At 70.7% G+C, this 24594-nt stretch carries 13 protein-coding genes; 8 read left to right on the top strand and 5 right to left on the bottom strand.

From position 1 onward, the window contains the following. Positions 1–528: 528 nt before the first annotated feature. From ACZ4WZ_RS19555 to ACZ4WZ_RS19535, 5 genes are all read left to right on the top strand, one after another. Entirely contained in the window at positions 529–1323 is a 795-nt protein-coding gene (locus ACZ4WZ_RS19555) for a hypothetical protein (protein WP_467891905.1), read from the top strand. Positions 1324–1522: 199 nt separating this feature from the next. Next, positions 1523–2332, top strand: a complete 810-nt coding sequence (locus ACZ4WZ_RS19550; protein ID WP_467891903.1) for an SMI1/KNR4 family protein — start codon at positions 1523–1525, stop codon at positions 2330–2332. A gap of 95 nt (positions 2333–2427) precedes the next feature. Beyond that, positions 2428–3552 (top strand): transcriptional regulator, encoded by a 1125-nt coding sequence (locus ACZ4WZ_RS19545; protein WP_467891901.1) that lies wholly within the window; start codon positions 2428–2430, stop codon positions 3550–3552. A gap of 91 nt (positions 3553–3643) precedes the next feature. Beyond that, on the top strand, positions 3644–4606 hold the full coding sequence (locus tag ACZ4WZ_RS19540; protein ID WP_467891899.1) for an oxidoreductase: 963 nt from the start codon (positions 3644–3646) through the stop codon (positions 4604–4606). Between the two features lie 276 nt (positions 4607–4882). After that, entirely contained in the window at positions 4883–6292 is a 1410-nt protein-coding gene (locus tag ACZ4WZ_RS19535; protein WP_467891897.1) for an NAD(P)/FAD-dependent oxidoreductase, read from the top strand. Here ACZ4WZ_RS19535 and ACZ4WZ_RS19530 read toward each other — a convergent pair. The 3 genes from ACZ4WZ_RS19530 to ACZ4WZ_RS19520 all read right to left on the bottom strand — a co-directional run bounded on the left by ACZ4WZ_RS19530 (position 6289) and on the right by ACZ4WZ_RS19520 (position 15677). Then, positions 6289–7173, bottom strand: coding sequence for a trypsin-like serine peptidase (locus ACZ4WZ_RS19530; protein WP_467891895.1), 885 nt, complete (start codon positions 7171–7173; stop codon positions 6289–6291). The two genes, ACZ4WZ_RS19535 and ACZ4WZ_RS19530, sit on opposite strands and share 4 nt — an antisense overlap. 725 nt (positions 7174–7898) lie before the next feature. Beyond that, positions 7899–8315 carry a hypothetical protein gene (locus ACZ4WZ_RS19525; RefSeq protein ID WP_467891893.1) on the bottom strand — a complete coding sequence of 139 codons (417 nt, stop codon included), beginning with the start codon at positions 8313–8315 and terminating at the stop codon, positions 7899–7901. A 3-nt stretch (positions 8316–8318) separates the two neighbouring features. After that, entirely contained in the window at positions 8319–15677 is a 7359-nt protein-coding gene (locus ACZ4WZ_RS19520; protein WP_467892092.1) for a polymorphic toxin-type HINT domain-containing protein, read from the bottom strand. A 669-nt stretch (positions 15678–16346) separates the two neighbouring features. On the opposite strand from ACZ4WZ_RS19520, the gene ACZ4WZ_RS19515 reads away from it, so the two are divergent. Further along, complete coding sequence (locus ACZ4WZ_RS19515; RefSeq protein ID WP_467891889.1) at positions 16347–19475, top strand: DNRLRE domain-containing protein; 3129 nt, start codon at positions 16347–16349, stop codon at positions 19473–19475. Between the two features lie 97 nt (positions 19476–19572). Here ACZ4WZ_RS19515 and ACZ4WZ_RS19510 read toward each other — a convergent pair whose 3' ends face one another. Beyond that, positions 19573–21870 (bottom strand): immune inhibitor A domain-containing protein, encoded by a 2298-nt coding sequence (locus tag ACZ4WZ_RS19510; protein WP_467891887.1) that lies wholly within the window; start codon positions 21868–21870, stop codon positions 19573–19575. Positions 21871–22155: 285 nt separating this feature from the next. Between ACZ4WZ_RS19510 and ACZ4WZ_RS19505 the strand changes: the two genes are divergently transcribed. Beyond that, positions 22156–23262: a class I adenylate-forming enzyme family protein gene (locus ACZ4WZ_RS19505; protein ID WP_467891884.1), complete on the top strand. Its 1107-nt coding sequence runs from the start codon at positions 22156–22158 to the stop codon at positions 23260–23262. 16 nt (positions 23263–23278) lie between these two features. Beyond that, on the top strand, positions 23279–23947 hold the full coding sequence (locus ACZ4WZ_RS19500) for an O-methyltransferase (RefSeq protein WP_467891882.1): 669 nt from the start codon (positions 23279–23281) through the stop codon (positions 23945–23947). A gap of 56 nt (positions 23948–24003) precedes the next feature. On the opposite strand, the gene ACZ4WZ_RS19495 is transcribed toward ACZ4WZ_RS19500, so the two are convergent. Continuing rightward, a complete protein-coding gene (locus ACZ4WZ_RS19495) occupies positions 24004–24528 on the bottom strand; it encodes a hypothetical protein (RefSeq protein WP_467891880.1) in 525 nt (174 codons plus the stop codon). Positions 24529–24594: the final 66 nt, after the last annotated feature.

The following is a 24594-nucleotide window of genomic DNA, read 5'->3' as shown; positions in this document are numbered from 1 at the left end:
TGCTGCCCGGGCGTCGGGCGGTCCGGGCAGGAGCTGGCCGTGCTTGCCGGGTACACCGTGGCGCGGAGCGGTCCCCACCCGCCCTTCCACCGTTTCCGCCTCGATCACCGGCGCGGCTCCGAAGAACCCGGGCCGCCCTCCGGTTCCGCGCTCACGGGCAGCGGGGCCGGCCTTTCCGCTCTCGCCGGCGATGAAGGCACCGTGCCGTGCCGTGGTGGCTGGGGCGTCAGCGGATCAGGTACTGCACGACCGCCTTTGTCAGGTCGTGCCGCCACTGCTGAACGCGGGAATTCCGGCGGGCGTTGACCTCGCCCTCGAAGGTCGAGCCGTTGCGCGGCGTGACGGTGACGTGCAGCCGGGATCGACCATCCGTCGAGGCTGTTCGGAGGGGGCTCGCGGCGCGCGTGTTCGCCGGCCCGTGGTGCGTCGCGCGCCGACCGCCCGGGTGGACTTGGGGCGTGCACGGGAGGCGCGATCGGGGACCGGGTAGCCAGCACTGTCGTCGTCCCCGAACAAGAGGAGCATCAGATGCGGTACACCCGGATCGCGGCCCTGGCAGCAGTCGGCATCGTTCTCTCCCTCGCCGTGCCCACCGCGTCGGCAGGGAACGCCGACGCGCCCGCGGCACCCGGAGTCGCCCGGGCGGAAGGCCCGTCCGTGACCCTCGCGGCGGGCGAGGCGCGTGACCTGCCGAGGGTGCTCTGTCCAAGCGGTCAGAGGTCCACCGGCGGCGGAGTCCGGCTCGCCCCCGACAACGGGGTGTTCATCCGCGAGTCGAGCCCCGGCGGGCCCGGCTGGGACCTCAGCGTCCACAACCTGAGCGACGGACCGCGCACGGTGACGCCCGTGGTGATGTGCACGCCGGACCAGACCGTCACCCACCACGTCGGGGACTTCGTCAGCGGCGACACGGCGGTCACCAACGCGGGCTGTCCGCAGGGGAAGGTGACGGCCGGCGGCGGCGCCACCGCCGAGCACCGCAACTTCCTCAGCCTGGGTGACCCGTCCGTCGCCTTCTGGAGCGCGCGAGCCAAGAACACGGGCTTCATCCGGTCCGGGGTGATCTCATTCATCCGGTGCTCCAACCGACCGCACTCCATCGCGGGAAGCACCCGCCTCACCACCTTGCCCGCCAGCCAGACCGGATCGGCGCATGCCGAGTGCCCGGCCGGCCAGGTGCCGACCGCAGGAGGGGGGATCGGGCACCCGAACGTCCTCCACAACGCGTCCTTCCCCACCGCGACCGGCTGGACGATCCGTGCCACGAACACCGACAACGTCCAGCGTTCACTGGGCGCCACGGTGGTGTGCACCAGCCCCTGACACTGCGCCGGGTGGCGGGTGGCCTGGCCGGCCAAGGACTCTTCGCCGGCTGGCCGCAGCCTTTGGAAGGCGCCCCGGGAGGGGACGGCGCCGGCTTCGTCGGTCACCGTGCCGACGCCAGCGTCGGAAGAAGGCGTGAGCGCGTCAGATACGTCTGCGCGCAGGCCGGCTGTCCGAGCGGTGCGCTTCACTTTCCGCCATGGACCTCACGCAATCGACGCTGAACGACCTGCTGGCCCGGTTCGCCGCCCCGGGCGGGTCTTTGCACCTGCCTCTGGACATCGACCCGCACAGACTGGTCGAGTTGATGGCCGATCGTCACGGAGCCCCGCGCACCCTCGTCCTGGACGGCTTCACGGACCCGACCGTGGACGAGTCCTGCGGTGGGGCTCTCCTCGCCCTGCTCGAAGGCCAGGGCGTGACGATACGGGCATGGGCGTACGGGGACCAGTGGATCGGCGCCGGGACCGCGCGGGACGCGGAAGGCGTCGTCCGGCCGGTGCTGGCGACGGCGCCGCGGCAGACGCGGGCGCCGCGCGCAAAGGCGCCTGCGGGGGCGCTCGACCAGGGCGAGGACTGGGTCGAGCGGCTCATCGGCATCACCGGCTGGACACTGCCCCCGCGACGGCCGGACATTGACTGGGCGCAGGCCGAGGCGCGCCTGGGCACGCGCCTTCCCGGGGACTACAAGCGCATGGTGGAGACGTTCGGGGAGGGCGCCTTCGACGCCTACCTGAACCTGAACCAGGAGCCGTGGTCCGACCTCAGGGAGGACGGCCTGCTCATCTGGGCGGGTACCGAGCACGAGGACCTGTACTGCTGGCGGGCCGACGACGGCGACCCCGACCGCTGGCCCGTCGCGGTCCAGACATTCGACGGCCAGGTCGTCCCCTTCGACTGTTCGGCCGCGGAGTTCGTCAGTCGCATCCTCCTCGACCCGCACCACCCGTTCACGATGGCCCGCTACTTCGACACCCACTGGTTCATGACCTACCGGGAGAGCGAGTAGCCGAACCCCGCCGCCAACGGCATCCGCAGCCCACTCGGCCGCGCCTGCCGGGGGCAAGGCGGCAACCCGATCCGGCACCGGACACGATGTCCCACGTGACGAACCGCCCGGCCTTCACCCCCACCCCCGGCCAGGGGTACGGCATGATCAGCCCAGCGCCGCCGGACGGACCCGCGGCCCGGGCGGGCGAGAGGGGGCGGGGCGGCGTGGGGTGGTGGCGGATCGACGCCGACGCGCTCGCCCGCAGCCGGTTCCTGGTGTCCCCCCTCGCCGAGACCACCGCCGCCCTCATGGCCCTGGAGCGCCGCACCCCCGCCCACCCCGCCGAGCGGGCCTGGCTCGCGGACCGGCTCCCGCACTACCGGGCCCACCTGGCCGCCGAGCCCCTCACCGCCGCCCTGGTGCGCGCCGCCCTCGGCCGGCTGTGGATCGCCGGGTACCTGACCCCGCCGGCCCACCAGGACGGCCGTGCCTTCGCCGAGGAGCTCGCTCCCGTCCGCGCCGCCCCGGACGCGGTCGTCCGTACCGACCTGCGCGCCGCCACCGGCCGGCTCCCCGAGGGCCTCGACCGGGCGCGCGGCCTCGGCCCCAGGACGGCCGAACTGCTGGAGTGGGTCTGGGAGGAGGCCGTACGCCCCGACTGGGAGCGGCGCCGCCGGATCGCGGAGGCGGACATCCTGGTGCGCACCGCCCAGCTCGGCCAGGGCGGCTGGGCGGCCGCCCTGTCGGGGATGCGGCCGGGCATGGCCTGGCTGGGCGGGGGGCGGCTGCGCGTCAACCTCCAGCAGCGGCGGCCGCGCGAGCTGTCGGGGGAGGCCGGGCTGGTCTTCGTACCGGTGACCCATGCCCACGGGTGGGTCGCCTGGACCGGTACGCACCGGCACGCGCTCGTGTACCCCTGCGCGGGCCAGCTCACCCAGCCGGGTCCCGGGCCCGCCGCGCCGCAGGCCCTCGTACGGCTGCTGGGCCCGGTACGGGCGCGGGTGCTGGTGCTGCTGGAGAGCCCGAAGTCCACGACGCAGCTGGTGGCGCTGACCGGGCTCAGCCTTGGCGCGGTGGCCGGGCAGCTGAAGGTGCTGCTGGCCGCGGGGCTGATCCTGCGCCGGCGCACGGGCCGCACGGTGCTCTACAGCCGGGTCGCGGCCGGGGACGTCCTCGTGTCGGCGGCGACGGGCCCGGCGGGCCCGGGCCCCGACCGGGGCGCCGGTCCGCTCCGCTGAGGGGGAAGGGGCGGGGGCGCCCACGGCGCGTGCCGCGGGCCTGAGTAGGGTGGCAGGGAAGGGGCGTGCGGGAACCGTCGAGGGAGTCGTCGTGACCGGCTGGGACGCTACGCGCATACCCGATCAGAGCGGCCGGAAAGCCGTCGTGACCGGGGCGAACAGCGGGATCGGGTACGTCACCGCCCGCGAACTCGCACGGCGCGGGGCGGTCGTGGTGCTGGCCTGCCGCAGTGCCGCGCGCGGACGCGGAGCGGCGGCCCGGATCCGCGCGGAGGTCCCGGGCGCCGAGGTCGAGCCGGCGGACCTGGACCTCGCGGACCTGGGCTCGGTGAAGGAGTTCGCGCGCGAGTACGCCCGGCGCCACGGCACCCTCGACCTCCTGGTCAACAACGCCGGGGTGATGGCCCTGCCGTACGGGCGCACCGCCGACGGCTTCGAGACGCAGTTCGGCGTCAACCACCTGGGGCACTTCGCCCTGACCGGCCTGCTGCTGCCGAGGCTGCGGGCGGCCGCGCCCGGAGCCCGCATCGTCAACGTCTCCAGCGGCTTCCACGCCCTGGCCGACATCGACCTCGACGACCTCGACGACCTCGGCGGTCCCGGCGGTCCCGGGGGAGAGGCCTCCTACCGCCGCTGGACCGCCTACGGCCGCTCCAAGACCGCCAACCTGCTGTTCACCCACGAACTGGCCCGCCGCTTCACCGCCGCCGGCGCGACGGTCACCGCGGTCGCCGCGCACCCCGGCTACGCCTCCACGAACCTCCACGCCGGAGCCTCCCGCCCCGCAGGCCGCCGCACCTTCGCCTCAAGCGTCATGGCCCTCGGCAACGCGGTCCTCGCGCAGCCCGCCTCCTCCGGAGCGCTGCCCACCCTCTACGCGGCCACCGAGCCCGGGGTGGAACAGGACGGGTTCTACGGTCCGAGGCTCGGCTGGCGCGGGGCGCCCGTACGCTCCTGGCGGGCCAAGTGGACCCTCGACGACGCCTCCGGCGAACGGCTGTGGGCGGTCTCCGAGAAGCTCACGGGGGTCTCGTACGCGTCCCTCCCGCGCTGACGACACGCCGTGCGCGCCGTGCGTGCCGCGCCCCGGGCGTAACCGGCGGCGCCCGCGCGGAGCCGTAGGCCGCAGCGTGCGCCCGTCCCCCTGACCCCCCGTACTCCCGCCGAAAGCCGTCCCGCCCCCGCGACGGGGTGACGTACGTACCGACCCGGACGCGCTCCGGGCGCGCCCCCGGCCGCCCCGTCCGCGCCCCCGCCACGCCCCGGTACGCAACCGTCCGCCCCGGCCCGGGCCTGACCCCCGCCGCCCCGGCGGTCGGACACTCGTCCCATGGACGACACTCCGGACAACCACTCAGAAGCCCCCGGGGACCATGCCGTGGTCCTCGGGGCCGGCCTGGCAGGGCTGCTGACGGCACGGGTCCTGGCGGGGCGGTTCGCCCGCGTCACCGTCGTCGAGCGGGACGAACCGTCGCCGCACGGGCCGGAGTTCCGCCCCGGCCTGCCGCAGTCCCGGCACGCGCACGTGCTGTGGGCGCGCGGCGTCGAGCTGATGGAGCAACTGCTGCCCGGCACCACCGCCGAGCTGATGGGGGCCGGCGCCGCGCTGCTGGAGTCGCCGCGCGACTTCCTGTGGCTGAGCCCCGCCGACTGGTTCCAGCCCGTGCCCGGGGCGGGGATGCTGATCGGCAGCCGCGAACTCCTCGACTGGACCCTGCGCCGCGCCGTGCTGCGCGACGGCCGGATCCGGATGCTGGGCGGCCGGCTCGCCACCGGACTGGTCGGCGGGGCGGACGGCCGCTCCGTGACCGGCGTGACCCTGCGCGACGGCGGCCGCCTCACCGCCGCGCTCGTGGTCGACGCCACCGGCCGCACCTCCAAGGCCCCCGCCTGGCTGGCCGCCCTCGGCTACCCCGCCCCGGCGGTCACCCGCTACGACTCCCACCTCGGCTACTCCAGCCGCCCGTACGCCATCCCGAAGGCCGCCCGGGACAGTCCGGAGCGCCGCTGGCACGGGATGTACGTACAGGGCCGCCCGGACAGCCCGCGCGGGGGAGTGCTGGTGCCGCTGGAAGGGGACCGCTGGCTGGTCACCCTGATCGGCAACGGCGAGCACGCCCCGCCCACGAAGGACCCCGAGTTCCTCGGCTTCGCCCGCAGCCTGCGCAGCCCCGCCCTCTACGACGCCATCCGCGACGCCGAGCCGCTGGGCCCGCCCGCGGGCTTCCGGGCCACCGCCAACGAATGGCGCCACTACGAGCGCATGGACCGCTGGCCCGACGGCCTCCTGGTCGTCGGCGACGCGGCCTGCCGCTTCAACCCGGTCTACGGGCACGGCATGACGGTCGCCGCCATCACCGCCCAGGCCCTGGGCGACGCCGTCAAGGGCCTCAGCGCCGCGCAGATCCGGGCGCAGGCCCGGCGCGTCCAGCGGCACACCGTCACCGCCGCCAACGTCGCCTGGCAGATCGCCACCAGCGAGGACCTGCGCTACCCCGGCACCGAGGGCCCGCCGTCCGACCGGGCGACCCGCGTCCTCCAGGCGTACATGTCCCGCGTCATGGCCGGCGCGAACACCGACCCGGCGATCTCGGCGCCCTTCTTCGGCGTACTCTCGCTCTCCGCCCCGCCGAACACCCTCCTCGCCCCGGGCACGATGCTCCGCGTCCTGTCGAAGTGGCGCCTGCCCACCTCACCCCGCACCACGGCGGACTACCCGCCGCACCACACGGAGGGCTAACCCCGCGCGGCCCGCTCGTACAGTTCCCGCACACCGTCCCCGAAGTAACTGCTGTACGAAGTCACCTCGTCCCCGCCTCCGTCGCGACCGCCGATCACCCCGATCAGGGTGTCCGCTCCGGTCAGGACGGGGCCGCCACTGGTGCCGTTGGGCACGTCCGCGCAGTCCAGCCGCAGCTGCGCGGACCCGGCGGCCACGGCCGTGTTGGCGCACCCCAGCGGCTGCTCGGCGTCATTGGGGTAGCCCACCAGCCGGGCGGGGGCGGGCAGCTGCTGCCCGAAGCGGACGGCGTGCGCCCCCGTGACGTCCTCCAGCCGCTGCCCGGGATGCCCGGGCCGGCGCACCCGGATGAACGCCACGTCGTAATCGGGGTCCGCGGACCGCACCCACCGCGGATCGACGTCGATCCGCGTCGGCACCCACACCCCGAACGGCGCCTTCCCCTCCGCGTACCCGGGCACGAAAGCCAGGTTGGTCCGGAACCCGCCGGCGTACACGCAGTGCGCGGCGGTGACGACGAGGTCCCCGCCGGGCGAGTGGACGACGCTCCCCGAACAGTGGTGCTCGTCGTCCCAGTCCAGGCCGGGGGAGAAGAGCGCCCCGATCGCCGGCTCCGGCTCGGCGGTCCGCGCCCGCAGCGGCTCGGAGACCCGCCACACGGCCTCGGCCGGCGCCCGCCGCTCCCCGCCGCCCTCGACGAGCGTCTCCAGCACCTTCGCGGCGGCCTCGTCCGCCTGCCGCCGGTCCTGCGCGTAACTCCCGCGGTCGGCGTCCCCGTCGGCGACGGTCCCGAACCGGCCGACCCCGAAGGCCACCCCGGCGGCGACCAGCGCACAGCAGACCCCGGCCAGCACACAGACCCGCACGACCCTGCCCGTCATACCCCGCTCCCGACCCTCGCCACCACCACCCCACCCCCAACGCCCTCCCCACGCCCCGGGTTCCCCTGGGCGACGTGTCCGTCCTCACAGGGCCCCCGCCGGTTGGCCGCGCTCCGGTCCTTCACCCAATTCCCCAATATGCGTCGCGATAGGGGAACACGAACTCACCTGTGCCGAACAACTCGACGTACGACATCGCCGCCTTACCCCCCCACGCCGAACTGACCGACCGATCCCAGCTCCCCTGGATCATCTTCGGACGCGCCCGCCGTACCCCCGCCCACCCACGCCCTCACCAACTTCATCCGCGCCCGCTTTGATCAGGAAGCCATCTGATGACCACGCCTCGCCACCCCCTTCCTTCCCGCCGCGTCCGTGCCAACGGAGACTGGACCGTCTGCCAGCGCAAGGACGGCTGCTTGGAATCCGCAGGTTACGTCCTCGCCGCGCCCCACCGTTGTCGTGATCAAGGAACTCCTCGGCCACGCCCACATCGGCGTCACCGCCGGCGTCTACGCCCATGTCCGACTCCGGCTCCAACGCCAAGCCATCAACGCCCTGGGGGATGCACTACAGGGGAAGCGCCTCGACCATCCGCCCCACACAGCAACAGATGACTGATCCACTCTACGAACGTCGGTGCCCCCCACGAGACCTCGTGGGGGGCACCGACGTCCGGCCCTGTTGCCGTCAGCGTTGCCGTCACACGCCGATGCAGGTCCTTTCTACGCGTCTCCGCCTGCATCAGAAATCGGCAGGTTGAAGAACTGATATACGACTACTCGCTGGGCTTCCACAGAAGTCACCTGCGATGGTTCAGCCGCAGCGAAGATGTCGACAATCTCTTTCTCTTCGGCAGATCGGGAGAGGACTGCGGCAAAGCGGCCATTATCCATCTGCTGTTGCATTCCGGAGGGAAAGACGTCCGGTCGCGCCCCTTGGCAGCAAAGCAGAAGATCTTCCTTCTCCAAGTCGGTTCGGGCACTCAGGAGACACTTGAACAGATTCGACTCAGTGAAGGACTGCCAGTCTCGACCTGAGAACTTCATTCTCAAGCCCGCCCCTTCGCTATCAAGGATCTCGAATGAGACTGGAACGACTGAGGATCCTCGCCCTACAGCCAGCAGTTCAAGCGATTCCATGCCTCACTCCCGATAGTTCGGATTTGGGATCCACTCTCCTGTTGTTTCATGCCAGCACCCACGTATGTGACACGAATCAATGGTACGCGGAACAGCTATTTCTGCCTCGTTTGCGTGAACATTTCCGGGGATCCTCTTGTTCACGTCAATCCCTCCAGATGCACCTCTGGAGTCGATTACGTAAGTGTGGCCCTTCCGGCTCAACGCGTGAGACTTCGAGGTGGTCGTCGACACGAATCCAGAGTCGGGGGTATAGACCCCGGAGACACCCGCTACGTGCTCTTCTAGATTCATATTGTCTCCCTTGGGCGCGAATCCTCCATCGAAGATTTCGCTGGGATCCCGGGTGTCGCTGCGATACACGTCCCCACAGTTGTGAACGAGTACCGGTGTCGCCCCCGCCAGCACATAGTACGTGTGGAGGTCGGCGACGGTCAGGTTGTGAACCGCGGCCTGGGCCGTCCGGCGCTTGATGGCCTGGACCTGGACGTGGGTGCCGGAGCTCGTGCGGAGCCACTGGCCCGGCTGGAGGTCGGTGGCGTCCACCCACTTCGCCAGCTCGACCGCCCAGAAGGGGTGCTTGTCGGTGGCCGTGATGATGTCTGAGGCCGAGCCGGTGTCGCCGTCGGTGTCGACGGTGATTTCGACGAGGTTCTTGGTGCCTTCGCCGAGGATGGTGGCCGTTACGTCCTTCGCCGCCGTTTCACCCGTTTGCGGGTCGGTGGCGAGGACCTTGTCGCCCGGCTTCAGGTCATCGATCGGCTTGGACGAGCCGTCGGCCATGACGACCAGGGTGCCGGCAGCGAAGCTGTTGCCGGTGGCGCACGACCGGCCCTTGGAACCGAGCGTGGAGCCGATCTTGGAAATGACCTGGCCCACGCCCTTGCCGATGGCCTTGCCCGCCGCTGCGATGACCGGGCCGGCTGCTACGCCGAGGACCCCGCCTGCGGCGCCCGCGATGGCTCCCCCCGCTATGTCCTTGAGAGTACCCAGGATGCTGTGGTCGGCATTTGGGTCCATATAGTTGGCGACTGCCGCCCCGGCGGCGCCGGCGATCGCCCCACAGCCGGCCGCCGCTGCGAAGCCGATTCCGCCCGTGGCAACACCTGCCGCTCCGGCGGCGGCGACGCAAGCGACCCCGACCACTACCTCGGTGGCGATGGAGACGATCGCTATCTTGTTCTCTTGCCAGAACTTCTTGCCTGTGTCGACAGCCTTGCGCACGGAGCACATGGAGATCAGGCCGCAGCTTGCGGCCTTCTTGGTCTTCGAGGCCTTCGAGGTCGAAGGACCCGTGCCCGCCCTGGAGCCGTAGTACGGCTTGGCGACCTTGTCCTGCTGCGTGTACGCACTGTTGTAGTCGCCGCGGATGGGAGTGGGACGGTTGGGGTGGCCCACCGGGAGGTCGTCGTCGCGGGGGTTGTAGTGGCCGCCGCAGTGGCCGTTCTTGCAGTCGGTTTCGATCAGGCCCGTGGGGTCGCTGAGGTTGACGGGGTTGGCGCTCGCGTAGGAGTACCCGTTCATCTGGGTCGGATTGGTGATGTCGATGATCGGGTCGACGGAGATGAAGCGGCCGGTGGTCGCTTCGTATTCACGGGCTCCTATGTGCGTCAGGTCCGTGTTGGTGTCGTCGACGCCGGTGCCGAGGAAGGAGCGGTTGCCGGGCCAGTTGCCGGGCTGGGCGCCGCGTGGGTTGCCGTAGGGATCGGACTTGCGGCGGGTGATCGCCTGACCTACACCCTGCTCGACCGAGGTGGTGGCGGTGCCGTGGTGGTCGGAGAGCAGGGTGGTGAGCTGGTGGCTCTCGGCCTTGCCGTTGGTGCGGCGGACGGTGGTGGCACCGGGGCCGCTGTAGTAGCGGACGGCGTCGAGGGCCTGGCCGGCCTTGTTGACGGTGATCTCGGCTTCGCCGAGGTAGAGGGTGCGGGAGCTGCCGGTTTCCTCGATGAGGCGGTTGCCGCCGGCGTCGTAGAGGTAGGTGGTCGTGTTGTCGAAGGTGAACTGCTGCGGTGCGGTGGCGTTGCAGGACCACAGCTGGAGATCGGTGCCGTCGGCGGCGTTGTTCGGGACGTCGACGCACTGGTTGGTGGCCGGGTTGTTCAGCGACTTGTCGCCGGCGCGGTAGACGAACTTCTGCTTGTCGCTGCCGTCACAGGTGGCCAGGGCCAGCTTGCTGCCGTTGGTGGTGAGGCACTTGTCCGAGGCCTGGACCGTGTCGCCGGTCAGGCGCCATTGCTGGGCTTTCGTTTCGTTGCAGGGGTAGATCTGGACGGGGGTGCCGTCGGCGGTGCCACCGCTTTCCACGTCGAGGCACTTGCCGGAGGCTCCGATGACGGAGACGGCTCCGATACCGGGGCTGCCGGCCGAGGTGAGCTTGTTACGGCGGTCCCAGTTAAGGGTCTGGGTGTCGCCGTCGATGCGTCGGCTCTTGGTGTTGCCGGAGGCGTCGTATTCGTAGGTGGAAAGGGAAGTGACGGTGGAACCCGGGTTGCGGGTGGTCTTTTCCGCCCTGGTCAGTGCGTGCGGCTGGGTCTTCAGCGGCGGCTGGGCGCCGTTGGTGGCGATCGTGACGCCGTAGGTGTAGGTGGTCTCGTCGTCCAGCGCGCTGTTGGTGAGGTCCCGGTTGATCAGCTTGGTCCGGTTGCCGATCGCGTCGAACTGGTATTCCTGCCAGAATCCGTCACCGTCAGGGCCGGTCGTCACGTCGGCCAGACTGGGGCCGGCACACGACGCGCTCTTGCCGGTCCAGGCCTTGGTGAGCTGGCCCATCGGGTCGTACGCGTAGCACTGGCGGTCCTCCCGGCCGCCGGGCTGGGAATCCGTGATGGAGGTGATGCTCCCGGACGGGTCGTACGTGTAGGAGACGTCGCTGATCCGGTTCGGGCCGGTCTCGCGGTCGGTGATCTGGTTGGTGACCTGTCCGGTGTTCTGGTTGTAGAGCGTCGTCGTCCACACCCGGTTCGGGGCGCTGCCGGTAGCGGTGCGCAGTACGTTCCCGAACGGGCTGTACTTGACGTCGGCGGTGTACCAGTTCAGGCCTGAGAGGCTCTGTGGCATGCCCTCCGCGTTGTATCGGGTGACCAGCTTTTCCGCCGCCAGTCCGCCTGGGGTAGCCGGGAGGGTGGTCGTCTGGACCTTGCCCGTCGGCGTGTAGGTGGTGCTGTAGGCGTAGGTACCGGCCAGGCCCTTGGTCGCGGGGAGATCCGGAATCGTGATCTTCGAGCCGGTAGGCCGGTACTCGGCGTCGTAGCCGGTGACTTCGCTGGTGTACGCCGCTCCGCCCTCGTAGCGCGTGGAGGCGACGGGCTGGCCCTTGGCACCCGGCAGGGTGTCGAAGGTGAAGGACGCGACGAGCGGGCCGTTGGCGGCGTTGTCACGCAGTTCGGTCGTGCGGCCGAGGACGTCGTACGTCGTGTACTGGGTGCGCCCGCTTGAATCCTTGGCCCAGAGCTGCTGGTCGAGGTTGTCGTATCCGAACTCCGACCGTCCCGTGTCCGGATCCTCCGACCAGGTCTTGCGGCCGCGGACGTCATAGCCGTACGTCCACTTGTTGCCGGCCGCGTCAGTGACCCGGGACAGCTTGTTGCGGACGTCGTAGGCGTACGAGGTCTTCGTCCAGGTGGTGAGGTCGGTCGAAGTGGCGTATTCGATGGCCGACGTACGGCCCAAGGGGTCGGTCCAGGTCTTCGTGGCGCGGCTGCCCTTGAGGGGGCTGTTGCCGTCCGTGGACATGGCCGAGCGGGTGAGAGTGAAGTCGCCCGCGTACTGCGCGATGTCGGAGTACTGCGGAATTCCCGCGTGCAGCGTCGTCGTGCGGACCGTCCGCCCGAGACCGTCGTACGCCGTCTCGGTCGAGTTCGGGACCTGGAAGACGCTCTCCGGAACGAAGATCTTGTTCGCCGGAGCGCCTTCGGCGTAGTAGCCGTTGTTGGTCTGGCGGACCGTCCCGTTCGCGCTGTAGAACGTGTCCATGATGAGCCGGCCGCCGCCCACGGCTTCACCCTGGCTCTGGCGAGGGCGCAGGAGACCGTCGTAGATGGTGATGGCCGTGTTGTAGGTGCCGTCGTCCTGCAGGGTGTTGCTGGTGACGACCGGGGGCTCGTGCTCCGCGATCTGGTACGAGAAGGTAAAGGCGGCCTTGTCGATCCCGGGCTTCTGCGAGGGCGTCCATACGGCGGTGGAGCGCCCCAGATTGTCGTACGTCGTGGTGACCTTGCGGCCGTTGCCGTCGGAGTCCTCCAGGGGAAGGCCGCGACCCGGGTCGCTCTTGGTGGTGGTCGTGTGCCCGAGCGCGTTGGTGCCGGTCACGGCGAATGCCGTTCCCGTGGACGGGCTGTACGTGGTGTTGACTGCGTTGCCCGCCGCATCCAGCACCTTGACCGAGCGGCCGAGGGCGTCGTACTCGGTACGGCCGGTCGTGATCCAGCCCGTTCCGGTCGCGTCGTTGGTGTCGACCTGGTAAACGAGGCCCTTCGCAGGGGCGGAGCCGAACGCGTTCAGGGCGTCGTAGGACGTGCGGGTGTCGGAGAGCAGCGTGCCACTGCCGGCCTGCGAGCAATCACCCGCGGTGGTGCGGATCCTCTGAGGCAGACCGATGAGGTGCTTGTCGGTGTTGTGGACGTAGGTCGTGGTGGCACAGGTCTGGTCGGTCGTCTTCCACCCACCGGTGCCGTCGGGGCTGATCGCCTCGTTCTGGACCGTCTGGGTGAGACCGTAGGTCGGCTCGAAGACGGTACGGCTGCGGAGTGTCCTCGTGGCACCCCCGCTCACCGTGTGGATGCTGTCGGACCGCGAGGTACCCGAACGGTAGGCGTCCAGCGGTACGGTGCCGTCCCTGGGGCGGGAGGCGGTTTTCTGACTCCAAGGCCACGTGAGGGAACGTGAGACGACGCCGCCGCCGGCCTTGGAGAACGTGATGGTCTCGGCGGTGCTGCCCTGGTACTGAGGGAGGTCCTCGCCGAGGTCCTCCGTGTTGGTGGAGTCCTTGACCATGACCTTGGCCCGGCCGGCGTCGCCGGACATGCCGCGGAAGTAGCGGGTACGGGTCTGGGATTCTTCGGTCGCGTCGGACTTGCCCGCGTTGGCGGTGACGCCCGTGTTCACGACGACGCTCGCGTAGCCCCGCCACTGGCTGTAGGTGCGCAGCTCGGGCTTGGAGAACTCGTCGCTGTCCTTCGCCCAGGCGGCATCGCCCTCATACGTGTAGCGGGTGGTGACGTCGGGCTGGCGAGAAACCCGGTCCTTTTCGGTTACCTTCTCGACGACGTATTTGTTGAACCATTCCAGAGGCGGTTTCTCCACTTCGTTGTCCGGGGACCAGTGCACCGGGTAACAGCGGGTGGTGTTCTCCTCCGGCTTGGGGTGCGTCCCGCCGGTGGGGCAGGGGGCGGAGTAGCCGATCGAGATCTCACCACCCGTTTCGGTGCGGATGGTTTCCACGCGCAGGCGGTCGAAGTCGGGGGTCGCGTCCGTGGCGCTCTTCGCGACGCGGTTGGGCATGTCGCGGACGTTGGGCAGGAAGGAGACGGCCGGCAGTGAGGTGCTGTCCTGTGCGCCACCAGCCTTCGGGACGCCGTACCCGGTGCGGGTGATGGACTCGAGCCACAGAGGCGGGTGGGTGTCCGTGCGCTGGCGGGGGAATGACTGGGCGAGGTCCCAGCGGTCCACGAGGGACAGTTCCGTGGAGCCCTCCACGCGCTGGGCCTTGGTGGTGACGGAGGTCAGGCGCTTACGGGTCCAGAAGGTGGGGGCGCCGGTGTAGCAGTCCTTGGCGGTCGCCTTGCAGTTCAGCGTGGACGGTGTGTCCCACCAGGGCTGCTTGTCACCGTAGTTGTTTCCTTCGAACTCGCTGTCCGAGCACTGGGTGGTCCCTTCCTTGATGCAGCGCTCGGCCACGGTGAACTCGACCTTGGCCGCCGGGGGACCGGACAGGTTGTCGCTGCGCAGGCCGTAGCTGATCTGCGTCGGGTAGCCGGCGCGGACGTAGGAGACGGGCTGCTTGAACTTTTCGTTCTTCGCGTAGCGGTTGGTTTCCTTGACCCAGTCGATGATCATCGCGTTGCCGTGAACGTCCTCGACGTAGTCGAGGTTCCAGCGCCAGCCCTGATCGCACGACGAAGCGGCGAAGGAGGTCTGGTAGCAGGGTTCACCGGGGTGGTTGCCGAAGACCGGCACGCTGAGGACCGAGTTGGTGACCGGGCGGCTACCCGCACCGTCGATGTCGTGACGGCCGAAGAAGTAGCGCGTCCCCTCACGCGTGGTGATGATCCAGTTCTCGCCGTCCTTCGCCCCGTTGGGGATGGCGGCATCCGTCTTGTGCTCGACCCGGGAGCCGTCGTCCGTCGCCGGGATCCACTTGCCGGTCGTGGCGTCGTGGACGAGCTCCGTCGTGGATCCCCCCAGGGTCATGACGACGTTGTCGCCGGCCCAGCAGAGGTCGCTCTTCTTCTTGTCCGTGGCGTTGTCGTTGTTCGGCTTGGCCGGGTTGGCCTTGAGGTCGTCCGAACAGGAGCGGTAGCGGCGCTCGATGTAGCCCGGCTCGTAGCCCCAACCGTCACCGATCCAGGAGGCCTGGCCGTTGGCGACGGACGTCTTGCCGTCGACGGCCTGAGAGGAGTAGCCGAAGCCGACCTTCGGAGCCGGCCCGGCGGGCGGGGCGGGCAAGGTCAGCGGGTACGACCAGGAGAATCCGCCGCCGCTGCCGCCCGCTGTCCAGGAGCCGGACGGGGAAAGGGACGTGGCCTTGTACGTGCCGCCGGCGCCCGAGGCGCCGTCGGTGGCTGCCAGGACCATTGGTCCGCTGCCGGCGCCGGTCATGGTGCGCAGAACCGGGCCGGGTGCGGTGGCCGGATCGACGGTTGCGCGGACGGTGCCGGTGGCGGGGTCGTTGGTGCTCGGGACGTCTTTCGCGACGGCGCACTCCGGGACATCGGGCGTATCCAGGAAGCACCCAGGGAGCTGCTTGAGCTCCAGGCGGGTGGCCCACTCGGTGCCGTAGAGGTCCTTGAACTTCTTGTAGTCGAGCTGGACGTCCACGGGTGTCGGGGTGTCGACGGGCGGGGTGACCTTGATGAGCGCGCCGTCGACGTTCGCGGCCTCCGTGACGGGCCGGGTTTCGACGGCCACGGACCAGGTGCCGGAGGGCGTCGGCGGAGCCGGGTTCTCCGGAGTCGGGGACGCCTTGCCGATACTCACCGGGAGGGTGCCCGCCTGGACCAGCTGCTCACCGGTCAGGGTGACGGGTTCCGTACCGCCGGCCGGTGGTGTGACCTTCGACGGTTCGTACTCAGGCGGCGGCTGGACGGGCGCTCCGGCCCACCCTTCGAGTCTGGCGGCCGCGACCTTGTCGAGCTTCGCCTTCATGTCCTGCTGGAGCCCCGGCAACTGGACACCGCTGCGGTCTCCCGGCGGTGCGGCCCAGGCGTCGATGGGCAGCAGCGTCACCGCCAGAACGAACGACAGAGTGATGCCGGCGCTTCCGGCCAGGCGCGTCCGCGTGGCGCGCGCCTTTCTGTTTCCGGGCAGGCGGAAATTGTTCGCCGAAAACGGCGACATGTGGACCCCCCCACGATCTGCCGTCCAGTGCGATGGAACGCGGACAGCAGGCAGCTGATAAATAGCCAGATGATTTTGCAGCGACCCGACAAAGAAAGTCCATTGCGTGTGGCCTTTGTCACTTTACTCGATGCATAGCTCGGGTCAATTGATGCAAATCGGTCGCAAACGGTGCGCTGGGCGCTTGAATCAAGGGGTGACGGTGTCGGCGTAATGGTCCATGCTCTGGTCGCGTGGCTATTGCGTGAGGGTGAGTGGGGAGCGAGCCGTCGCGCTTTTAGCGTCAATGGCTGGAAATCATTAAGCGTGCCGAGGGTGGCTGAATTCATTCGCGCCCGAGGGGGGAGAAGAGTACCCGTGGATGTCCGTGAATCCCTGGATGAGAGTCCTCCGACCACCACTTCGAAGAGCGGGGCTGCCCAGTCCAGACCCGGCTGGTTTCGACGCCGCCGGGCTGTCGGAGCCCTGGCTGTTCTGATGGCCGTCGCCGTCGCAGTGCCGATCGTGCGCTGGACCGGCGAAGACGCGCCGCGACCGCAGGCCGGGCCGACTCCGGACGCGAACCCGTCCATCACCGCGCCCGAGGCGCGTCGGTTGGCGAAGGAGAGCGGCAAGGAGGTCGAGGTCACGGCGGAGCGCACCGCGCACACCAGCACGTTCGCGCAGCCTGGTGGGACGTTCAAGCTGCGGGTGTCGAGTGCGGCGACGCGGGCCAAGGTGGGCAGTGAGTGGAAGCCGGTCGACACCACGCTCGAGCGGGTGGAGGGCGGGTTCGCGCCGAAGGCCGTGAACGGGCGTGTCGTCTTCAGTGCCGGCAGCAAGGCGGTGCCGGCGGGTGACGACGGGCGGGCCTCGCGTGGTGTTTCCCGAGTTGCTCTCGTGCGGCCTGCCGTGGCGAAGGCCGATACGCCGGCTCCGGCGTGGACGGATCTGGTGCGGCTGACCACCGACGGCCACGACCTCGTGGTCGGCTGGCCGGGCCCGCTGCCCGAGCCCGTGGTCTCGGGGCCGCGTGCACTGTACGAGAACGTCCGCCCGGGCATCGACCTCGTGATCACGGCTCAGGATGCCGGTTACACGCACGTACTGGTCGTGAAGGACAAGCAGGCGGCCGCCGACCCGCTGCTGGGCCAGCTGAACTATCGCCTCTCCTCCCCGGACCTGACCTTCCACCTTGACGAGGCGTCGCGGTCGGTGAGCGCGAAGGACTCCAAGGGCGTGGAGATCGCCGGGTCGCCGACCCCGTACATGTGGGACTCTGCGGGCAAGGTGGCCGTCACCGAGGGCGAGCCGCAGCCGACGCCGGCTCCGGAGGCGAAGGACCACCCGACGCTCGCCCTGCCCGGACTCAACGGTGCGGAAGGCAACCACGCGAAGGTCGCTTCCGCGACCCTGTCGGCTGAGAACATCCTGACGGTGACGCCCAGCAGGCAGCTGCTGGAGGACGCCGACACGGTCTATCCGGTTTTCATCGACCCCTCGTTCAAGGGTCACAAACAGAACTGGACCGCGTTCTACAAGACCGAGGGCGGCTCCAGCTTTTGGAACGGGCAGAACTACAACAGCGGATCCGGTACCCCTGAGGCGCGTGTCGGCTATGAGACGACGACCTACGGCACCTCGCGGGCGGCGTTCATCTTCGACTTCGGGAGCCAGATCCACGGGAGCCAGATCCGTTCGGCGAACCTGCGGATGCTGCAGACCTATTCCTGGGGCTGTGATGCCAGGGCCTTCGACGTCTACCACACCCCGCTGATCACCAGCTCCAGCACCTGGAACAACACCAACAACGGCACCTTCTGGGGCAACCGCATCGCCGGCGCGTCCACCGGTCACGGTTACAACAGTTCCTGCCCTGACGCCTGGGTCGGCATCGACATCAAGGCGAAGGTCGAGGAAGGCGCCCGCGGCGCCTGGCAGAACCTCACCCTGGGCCTGCGTTCGCCGAACGAGAGTGACGCCGGCTACTGGAAGAAGTTCCTCGCCAACGGCGAGAGTGCCCCGTACATCGAGGTCGAGTACACCAAGGTCCCCGACACCCCGGTCCTTGCGAACATGAGCACCTCCCCGGGTGGTGCGTGCGTCACTGGCCAGCCGTTCACCAAGATCGGCAAGACGGATGTCGACTTCCGTACCAAGGCCTTCGACGGCGACGGCAACCTGCGCCGGCTGAACTTCAGGATCTGGGCCTCCGACGGCTCCCAGCCCGTCGCCGACGAACTCCGCGACACCAACGGCGACGGCGCCGCGAACGTGACGATCCCCTGGGAGAAGTTCACCCCCGGCAAGACGTACTACTGGCTCGCCCAGGCCATCGACTGGGACGGACAGTGGTCCGGCAGCGGCCCCATGGACTCCGGCGGTGGCGGCTGGTGCAGCTTCACCGTCGACCACACCCAGCCCACACCGCCCACCATCCGCTCCGAGGACTTCCCCGCTCCCGGCCCCGACGGCGCCGAGTGGAGCAAGAACACCCTCGGCCCCGGCAAGATCACCGTCATCGCGGGCGGAACCAACCCCGCGGACATCACCGAGTTCCAGTGGTCCCTCAACCACCCCGTCTACGACAAGAAGGCAGTCCCCGCCGCCGGGTCAGACACCGTCACCGTCGACGTCAACCCGGACAACGCCGGACCCAACCTCTTCTACGTCCGCGTCGTCAACAAAGCCGGCAACCCCTCCAACCCCGTCACCTACACCTTCTACGTCCGCCCCCGCCCCGGCCTCGACGGCCCCGGCGACACCACCGGCGACGGCAAAGCCGACCTCCTCGCCATCGACGGCAAGGGTGACCTGCGCGTCTACCCCGCCGACCAGATCGGCGACCTCGACGCCTGGATGCCGGCAGCCACCGACAGCGGCAAGCCCGTACCGGCCGGCTACTGGAAGGACGCCGGCGGCAAGAGCGCGCTGATCGCGCACTCCCACGACTGGTATCCCGGCGACGGCATCACCGACCTCATCGCCCGCATGCCCGACGGCAAGCTCTACGTCTACCAGGGCGACGGCAACGGCCGCTTCGACATCAGCCGCCGCACCGAAATCCTCCTGCCCGCAGGCGCACCCGACCCCGCCACCCTCTCCCAGATCGTCGTCGTCCCCGACATCAACGGCGACAAGATGGAGGACATCTTCGCCACCGCCGGCGACACCTTCTGGATCCTCACCGGCTACAGCGGCGCCACCATCACCGAAGCCCGCCAGCTCTCCGCCACCAGCTGGAGCAGGCGCGACATCATCGACATCCGCGACATCACCGGCGACAACATCCCCGACCTCCTCTTCCGCGACGACACCACCCCCGACCGCGGCCTCGCCCTCCGACGGGGCAAGCCCGGCCCGGGCGGCGGCGCCGACATCAACTCCCTCGCCCTCGCCGTCAACTCCGCCGACGGCAAAGACCTCACCTACGCCACCACCGGATGGGACAGCACCACCTGGCCCCTCCTGCGAGGCACCCCCGACGTCAACAACGACAACATCCCCGACTTCTACGCCACCCGCAACGACGGCACCCTCCACCTCATCCACGGAGGCAGGACCACCGCCACCACCAGCTGGCGCGTAGAAGAAGACGACTGGGGCACCGCCCGCGCCATCGGATAGCGAGTACTCCGCAGACACAGCACGCCCGGTCGGTTTTCCGACCGGGCGTGCTGTGCGTTCGCTCCCCCGCTGCTTGCCGATGCGGGGGCGGGCAGGGTCAGGGGGACGAGGGGGTGAGTTGGAGGGTGGTGCGGGTGGGGGTTTCCTTGGTGACCTCGATGCGGGTGCCCGTGTCGGGGACCTTGACGCCGAGTTGGGGGAGGTCCGGGGTCCAGTAGGTGTCGTGGCGGTCGTCGAAGGTGCGGACGCCCGGACGGGAGGGGAGGGTCAGGGGGGTGCCCGCCTTGTGGAGGGTGATGCGGTCGGTCGGGCGGGTCGAGAAGGGGGCGTCGAAGGTCTGGGCGCGGGCGTTGAGGAGGGTGCCGTCCTGGAAGCGGAGGGGGGCCGGGCGGGCGTCCACCGGGAGGAGGAGGCCGTTGCCCGGGTGTGCCTTGGTGGTGTTGTCGCTGTAGGCCGTGTCCCAGAGCCAGATCAGCACGCCCTGCTGGTACGGGTAGAACTCCACCTTGTCGCCCGTGAAGCCGAAGTTGTAGGGCCCCGACTTCAGGAGGGAGCCGTAGCCCGTGTGGCGGCGGTTCTCCGCGAAGTAGGCGCGGGGGTGGTCGGTGGTGCCGGTGCGGCCCTCCGTACGGGACCACTTGACCGGGGTCCAGCCGTTGTCGCCCTGTTCCGCGCCGTCCCGCAGGAGGGCGTCGCCGCCGTCGGCCCGGGTGACGCGGATGTCGTCCAGGGTGACGCCGCGGCCGTGGGTGTTGCTGTCCGAGGTGGTGCGGAGGCGGAGGTGGACGTGCCGTCCGGCGAACCGGTCCAGGGGGACCGAGAGCTCCGTCCAGCCGGGTGAGGTGCCCGAGACGCCCTTCGGCGGGACGGGGGTGCCGTCGACCGTGCCCGGCAGGGCGGTCCAGGTCCTGCCGCCATCGGTGGAGGCTTCCGCCGTGAGGAAGTCGAAGTCCTGTTCCAGGTCGTACCAGAGGCGGGCCGTGAGGGTGGCCGGGCCCGAGGTGAGGTCCAGCGGGCGGGTCAGGGTGTTGTCCATGAAGTCACCCGTGCCGCTCCACCACTGGCGGGTGCCCTCGTAGGGGTCAGTGAGGTCGGTTCGGGTGGTGGAGGGCGGCAGGTGCACCAGGAGGGCCTGCGGGTCCTCGGTCCGGTAGCCCGAGACGCCCAGCGTGGCGCGGGTCCTGCGGCCGGCGTCCGCCTCCGTGTAGTCGAGCCAGCCCAGCTGGAGCTTGCTCCACGGGTCCAGGTCCCCGGGGAACAGGCCGGTGGTGTTGGGGCCTTTGCCCAGGTAGGAGGCCGAGGACATCAGCGACCAGAAGTTGACGCTGTTGTCCCCGTCCGAGCTGTAGAGGTCCGGCAGGCCGAGGTCGTGGCCGAACTCGTGGGAGAAGAGGCCGGCGCCGCTGTTCTCGCCGCCCGTGAGGTAGTCACCGGCCCAGATGCCGGTGTCCCCGACCGGTGTGCCGCCGGCCTTGTTGCCCTCCGGGCCCGCGCTGCCGGCCTGGTTCCAGTACGCGAACCAGCGGTGCGCCCAGATCGCGTCCTTGCCCTGGGCGCCGCCGCCCCAGGTCTGGTCCTTGCCGGCGTGGACGACGACCAGGTGGTCGAGGTAGCCGTCCGGTTCGTCGAAGTTCCCGTCGTGGTCGGCGTCGTAGCGGTCCCACACGTCGTACGGGGCGAGCTCGGCCTTGATGTCGTCCGGTGTACGGCCCTTCGCGCGCTCGGCGTCGTACCAGGCGGCCGTGGAATCGCGCACCAGGTCCCAGTTGGTACGGCACTGGCCCGGCTCGGTGCAGTTGTCCGTGCCGTAACGGGCTTCGTTGTAAGGGAGCTTGACCCAGTCCGTGACCGTGCCGTCGATGTCGTAGCGGCCGGAGGACTGGAGGTTGTAGTAGGCGCGCATCGACGCCGAGCCGGGCTGGGAGGAGAAGAACTGCCGCTGGTAGAAGGCCCGGTCGAAGTCCTTGCGCCAGAGGGTGTGGTTGTCGTCCGCGGCCGGCTTGCCGATGGTGTTGTGCAGGGGGCCGGGAGTGCCGCCGAAGCGGGGGTCGGTCCGGTCTCCGAACTCGGCCAGGATGACGAAGACCTTGTCCTGGCGCTGCCGGGCCAGTTCGACGTACTGGTCGCCGATCTTCACCGTGCGGGGGAGGGGGCCGGCCGTACGGGCGGCGGCGCCGCCGGCGCCACCGGCCGCGATGCTCTCCAGGGCCTGCCGGCGCAGGGCCTGGCGCTGGAGTTCCAGCGGGGCGAGGGGCGGGGAGGCGGCCTGTTCGCCGCCGTGGGCGGCGTGCGGCGGGGCGGGAGGGGGTGCGGTGGCCGCCAGGGCGGCGGGGACGGGCAGGAGGGCGAGGGCGGCGAGGGATATCGCCGCTCCCGCCGAGGCGAGTCTGCGCAACGGAGGGGCCCTTTCGGGGGGTTGGGTGCGTGGGATGCGGCCCTTGGGGTGCCGGGGGCCGAAGCGGAGGTAATATTTCACATGTCACAGGTGATGGATAGTGGCCCGTCCGTGACGACTCCGGGCGGCGCCGCCGCGAAAGGTGCCCCTCCCGCCCGTGTCCGCAAGGCGGCCCCGTCGTTGTGCCCCTGAGGGCTCCCCGTGTGCCGGCGGGCCCCCGGGCCGCGGCCGCCCCGCACCGCCCGCACCGTCCCGGCACCCGAACGCACAGGGGGAGACGCGCGCATGTCCCTCGAACCGCCGTACCCCGCCCTGCCCCTCGACGCCCCATGGGAGCGCCCCGGCATCGGTGCCGACGCCGACGACGGTCCGCCCGGGCCGTGGCACCTGCCCTGGGACCGGCTGGCCCCCGCCGAAGCCGCCCGTGCCCGCGAGCGGCTCACCGGCCGCGACTACGCGTTCCTGGCGTCCGACGAAGCCACCGGCGACCCCGTGCGGCGGATCTTCTCCGGGGCCCGGCTGCGCGCCGACGCCGAGCGGACCGCCCGCCTGCTGGCCCCGTACGCGCCCGGGGCGATCGTCAGCTCCGCCCCGCCCCGGCACGCCTACGGGGCCTGTGCCACCGTGCTGCTGCCCGCCGTCACCGGACTGCCCGTGTGGTTCTGGCCCTCCGCCGACTGTCCGCCGCCGGCCGTCACGGCCCGGCGGATCGCCGTCGTCGCCATCCCCGCCACCTTCCGGAGCCTGGCCCGCTACCCCCGCTGGACCGCCGCCTTCGAGCAGCTCACCTTCCTCCACAGCTCCGCCGAACTCCCCCCGGAGGCCGACCGGTTCCGCGCCGACCCCCGCGCCGTCCTGATCGAGCTGCTCGGCTCCACCGAGACCGGCTCCGTCGCCCACCGCACCGGCTGGGACCCGGCCGGGCCCTGGACCCTGCTCGACGACGTCGCCTTCGCCGCACCCCGCACAGGCGAGGAAGGCCCGCTCACCGTGACCGGCCCGCGCCTGTCCGCCCTGCCCGACGGCAGCCGGCCCGGCCGGCACCAGATGGACGACCTCGTCCGCCGCCTCGGCGACCGGATGTTCCTGCGCCTCGGCCGCCGCGCCCAGCTCGTGCGGATCAACGGCATCCGGTACGACCTCGGCGCCATCGCCGCCCGGCTGCGCGCGGCCCTCCCCGGGGCCGACGTGGCCTGCGTACGCGTCGCCGGCCCGCCGCACGAGGAGGCGTACGACCTGCTCGTCGCAGGGGGCGGCCCCCTGACGGCCGACGGCGTACGGGCCACCGCGCGCGGCCTCGGCGCCGAACCCCGCCTGGTACGCCTCGTGGACCGCATCCCGCGCGGCCCGCTCGGCAAACCCCTCCCCGCCCAGATCGCCCCGCCCCCGTGACGAGAGGACGTACGCCATGAACAGGCAGCCCGACGACGTGAAGACGGTCCCCCTCACCCCCGAGGTGTACGCCTACCTGCTCGCCCAGGCGGAGCCCCAGAGCGAGGTCCAGCGGCGGCTGGTCGAGCGCACGCGCGCCCTCGGCGACCGGGCCGTGATGCAGATCCCGCACGAGCAGGGCGTCCTGCTCACCCTCCTCGCCAAGCTCGCCGGAGCCCGCCGGATCGTCGAGGTCGGCACCTTCACCGGCTACTCCACCCTCGCGCTCGCCGCCGGACTGGCCCCCGGCGGGCAGGTCCTCACCTGCGACGTCTCACCGGAGTGGACCGCGATCGCGCAGGAGGCCTGGAAGGAGGCCGGGCTCGCCGACCGGATCGAGCTGAGGCTCGCGCCCGCCCTGGACACCCTGCGCGCCCTGCCGGCCGAACCGGTGATCGACCTCGTCTTCCTGGACGCCGACAAGGGCGGATACCGGGACTACTGGGAGGAACTGGTCCCCCGGGTACGGCCGGGCGGGCTGCTCCTCGCCGACAACGCGCTCTTCGGCGGTGACGCGGCGGACCCCGCGGCCCAGGGCAACGGCCTGGCCGTCCGCGAGTTCAACGCCCACGTCCGCGCCGACGACCGGGTGGAATCCGTCCTGCTCCCCGTCGCGGACGGGCTGCTCTTCGCGCGCAAACTCTGAGACGAGCCCGCCCCCCGGGGGAAACGAGGCCGCCGGCACCCGGGGGGACGGCGGCCTCACCCGTCCACCGACACGCCGAGGTCGCGGCGCATGGCGGTCCGCATCGTCCGCAGCAGGTCCCAGATCTCGTACTGGGCGCGGCCCGCCGCCTCCAGGGTCTCGCCCGCCTCCGGGGCGCCCCGTTCGAGGCGCTTGACCTGGCCGTAGACCGTGGTCAGGGCCCGGTTGACGGCGGCCGCCGTCGCGAGGACGTCATCCGGGGCGATCATCTGGGCTTCCGAGTAGCGGTCGCGGTGCGCGTCCTTCGCCTCGTCGAGCGCCTCCCGGTCGGCGTCCTGCGCGCCGCGTTCGCCCAAGACGTGCAGATGGCGGTTGAGCGCGGTGGTGAACTGCCGTGCGTCCCGGTTGAGTTCCGCGTAGCAGGTGCGCCGCAGCGAACGGCTGTCGCGGATCTCCTCCTGGGCGCGGACGAGTTCTATCTCCCGGCGCCTGGCCCGTTCGGAGCCCCGTTGGGTGAGCAGGGCGCCCCCCAGGGTTCCGGCGACGCCCGCCACCGCGATGACCACCGAGTTGAGATCCATCCACGCGCTCCGTGAGATCGTTCGGCCCCGTGCCCGACGCACACGGCCCGGAATCCCCCAGTGTGC

Source organism: Streptomyces sp. NPDC029122, assembly GCF_055569445.1.
This window is presented reverse-complemented; position numbering and strand designations above follow the sequence as displayed.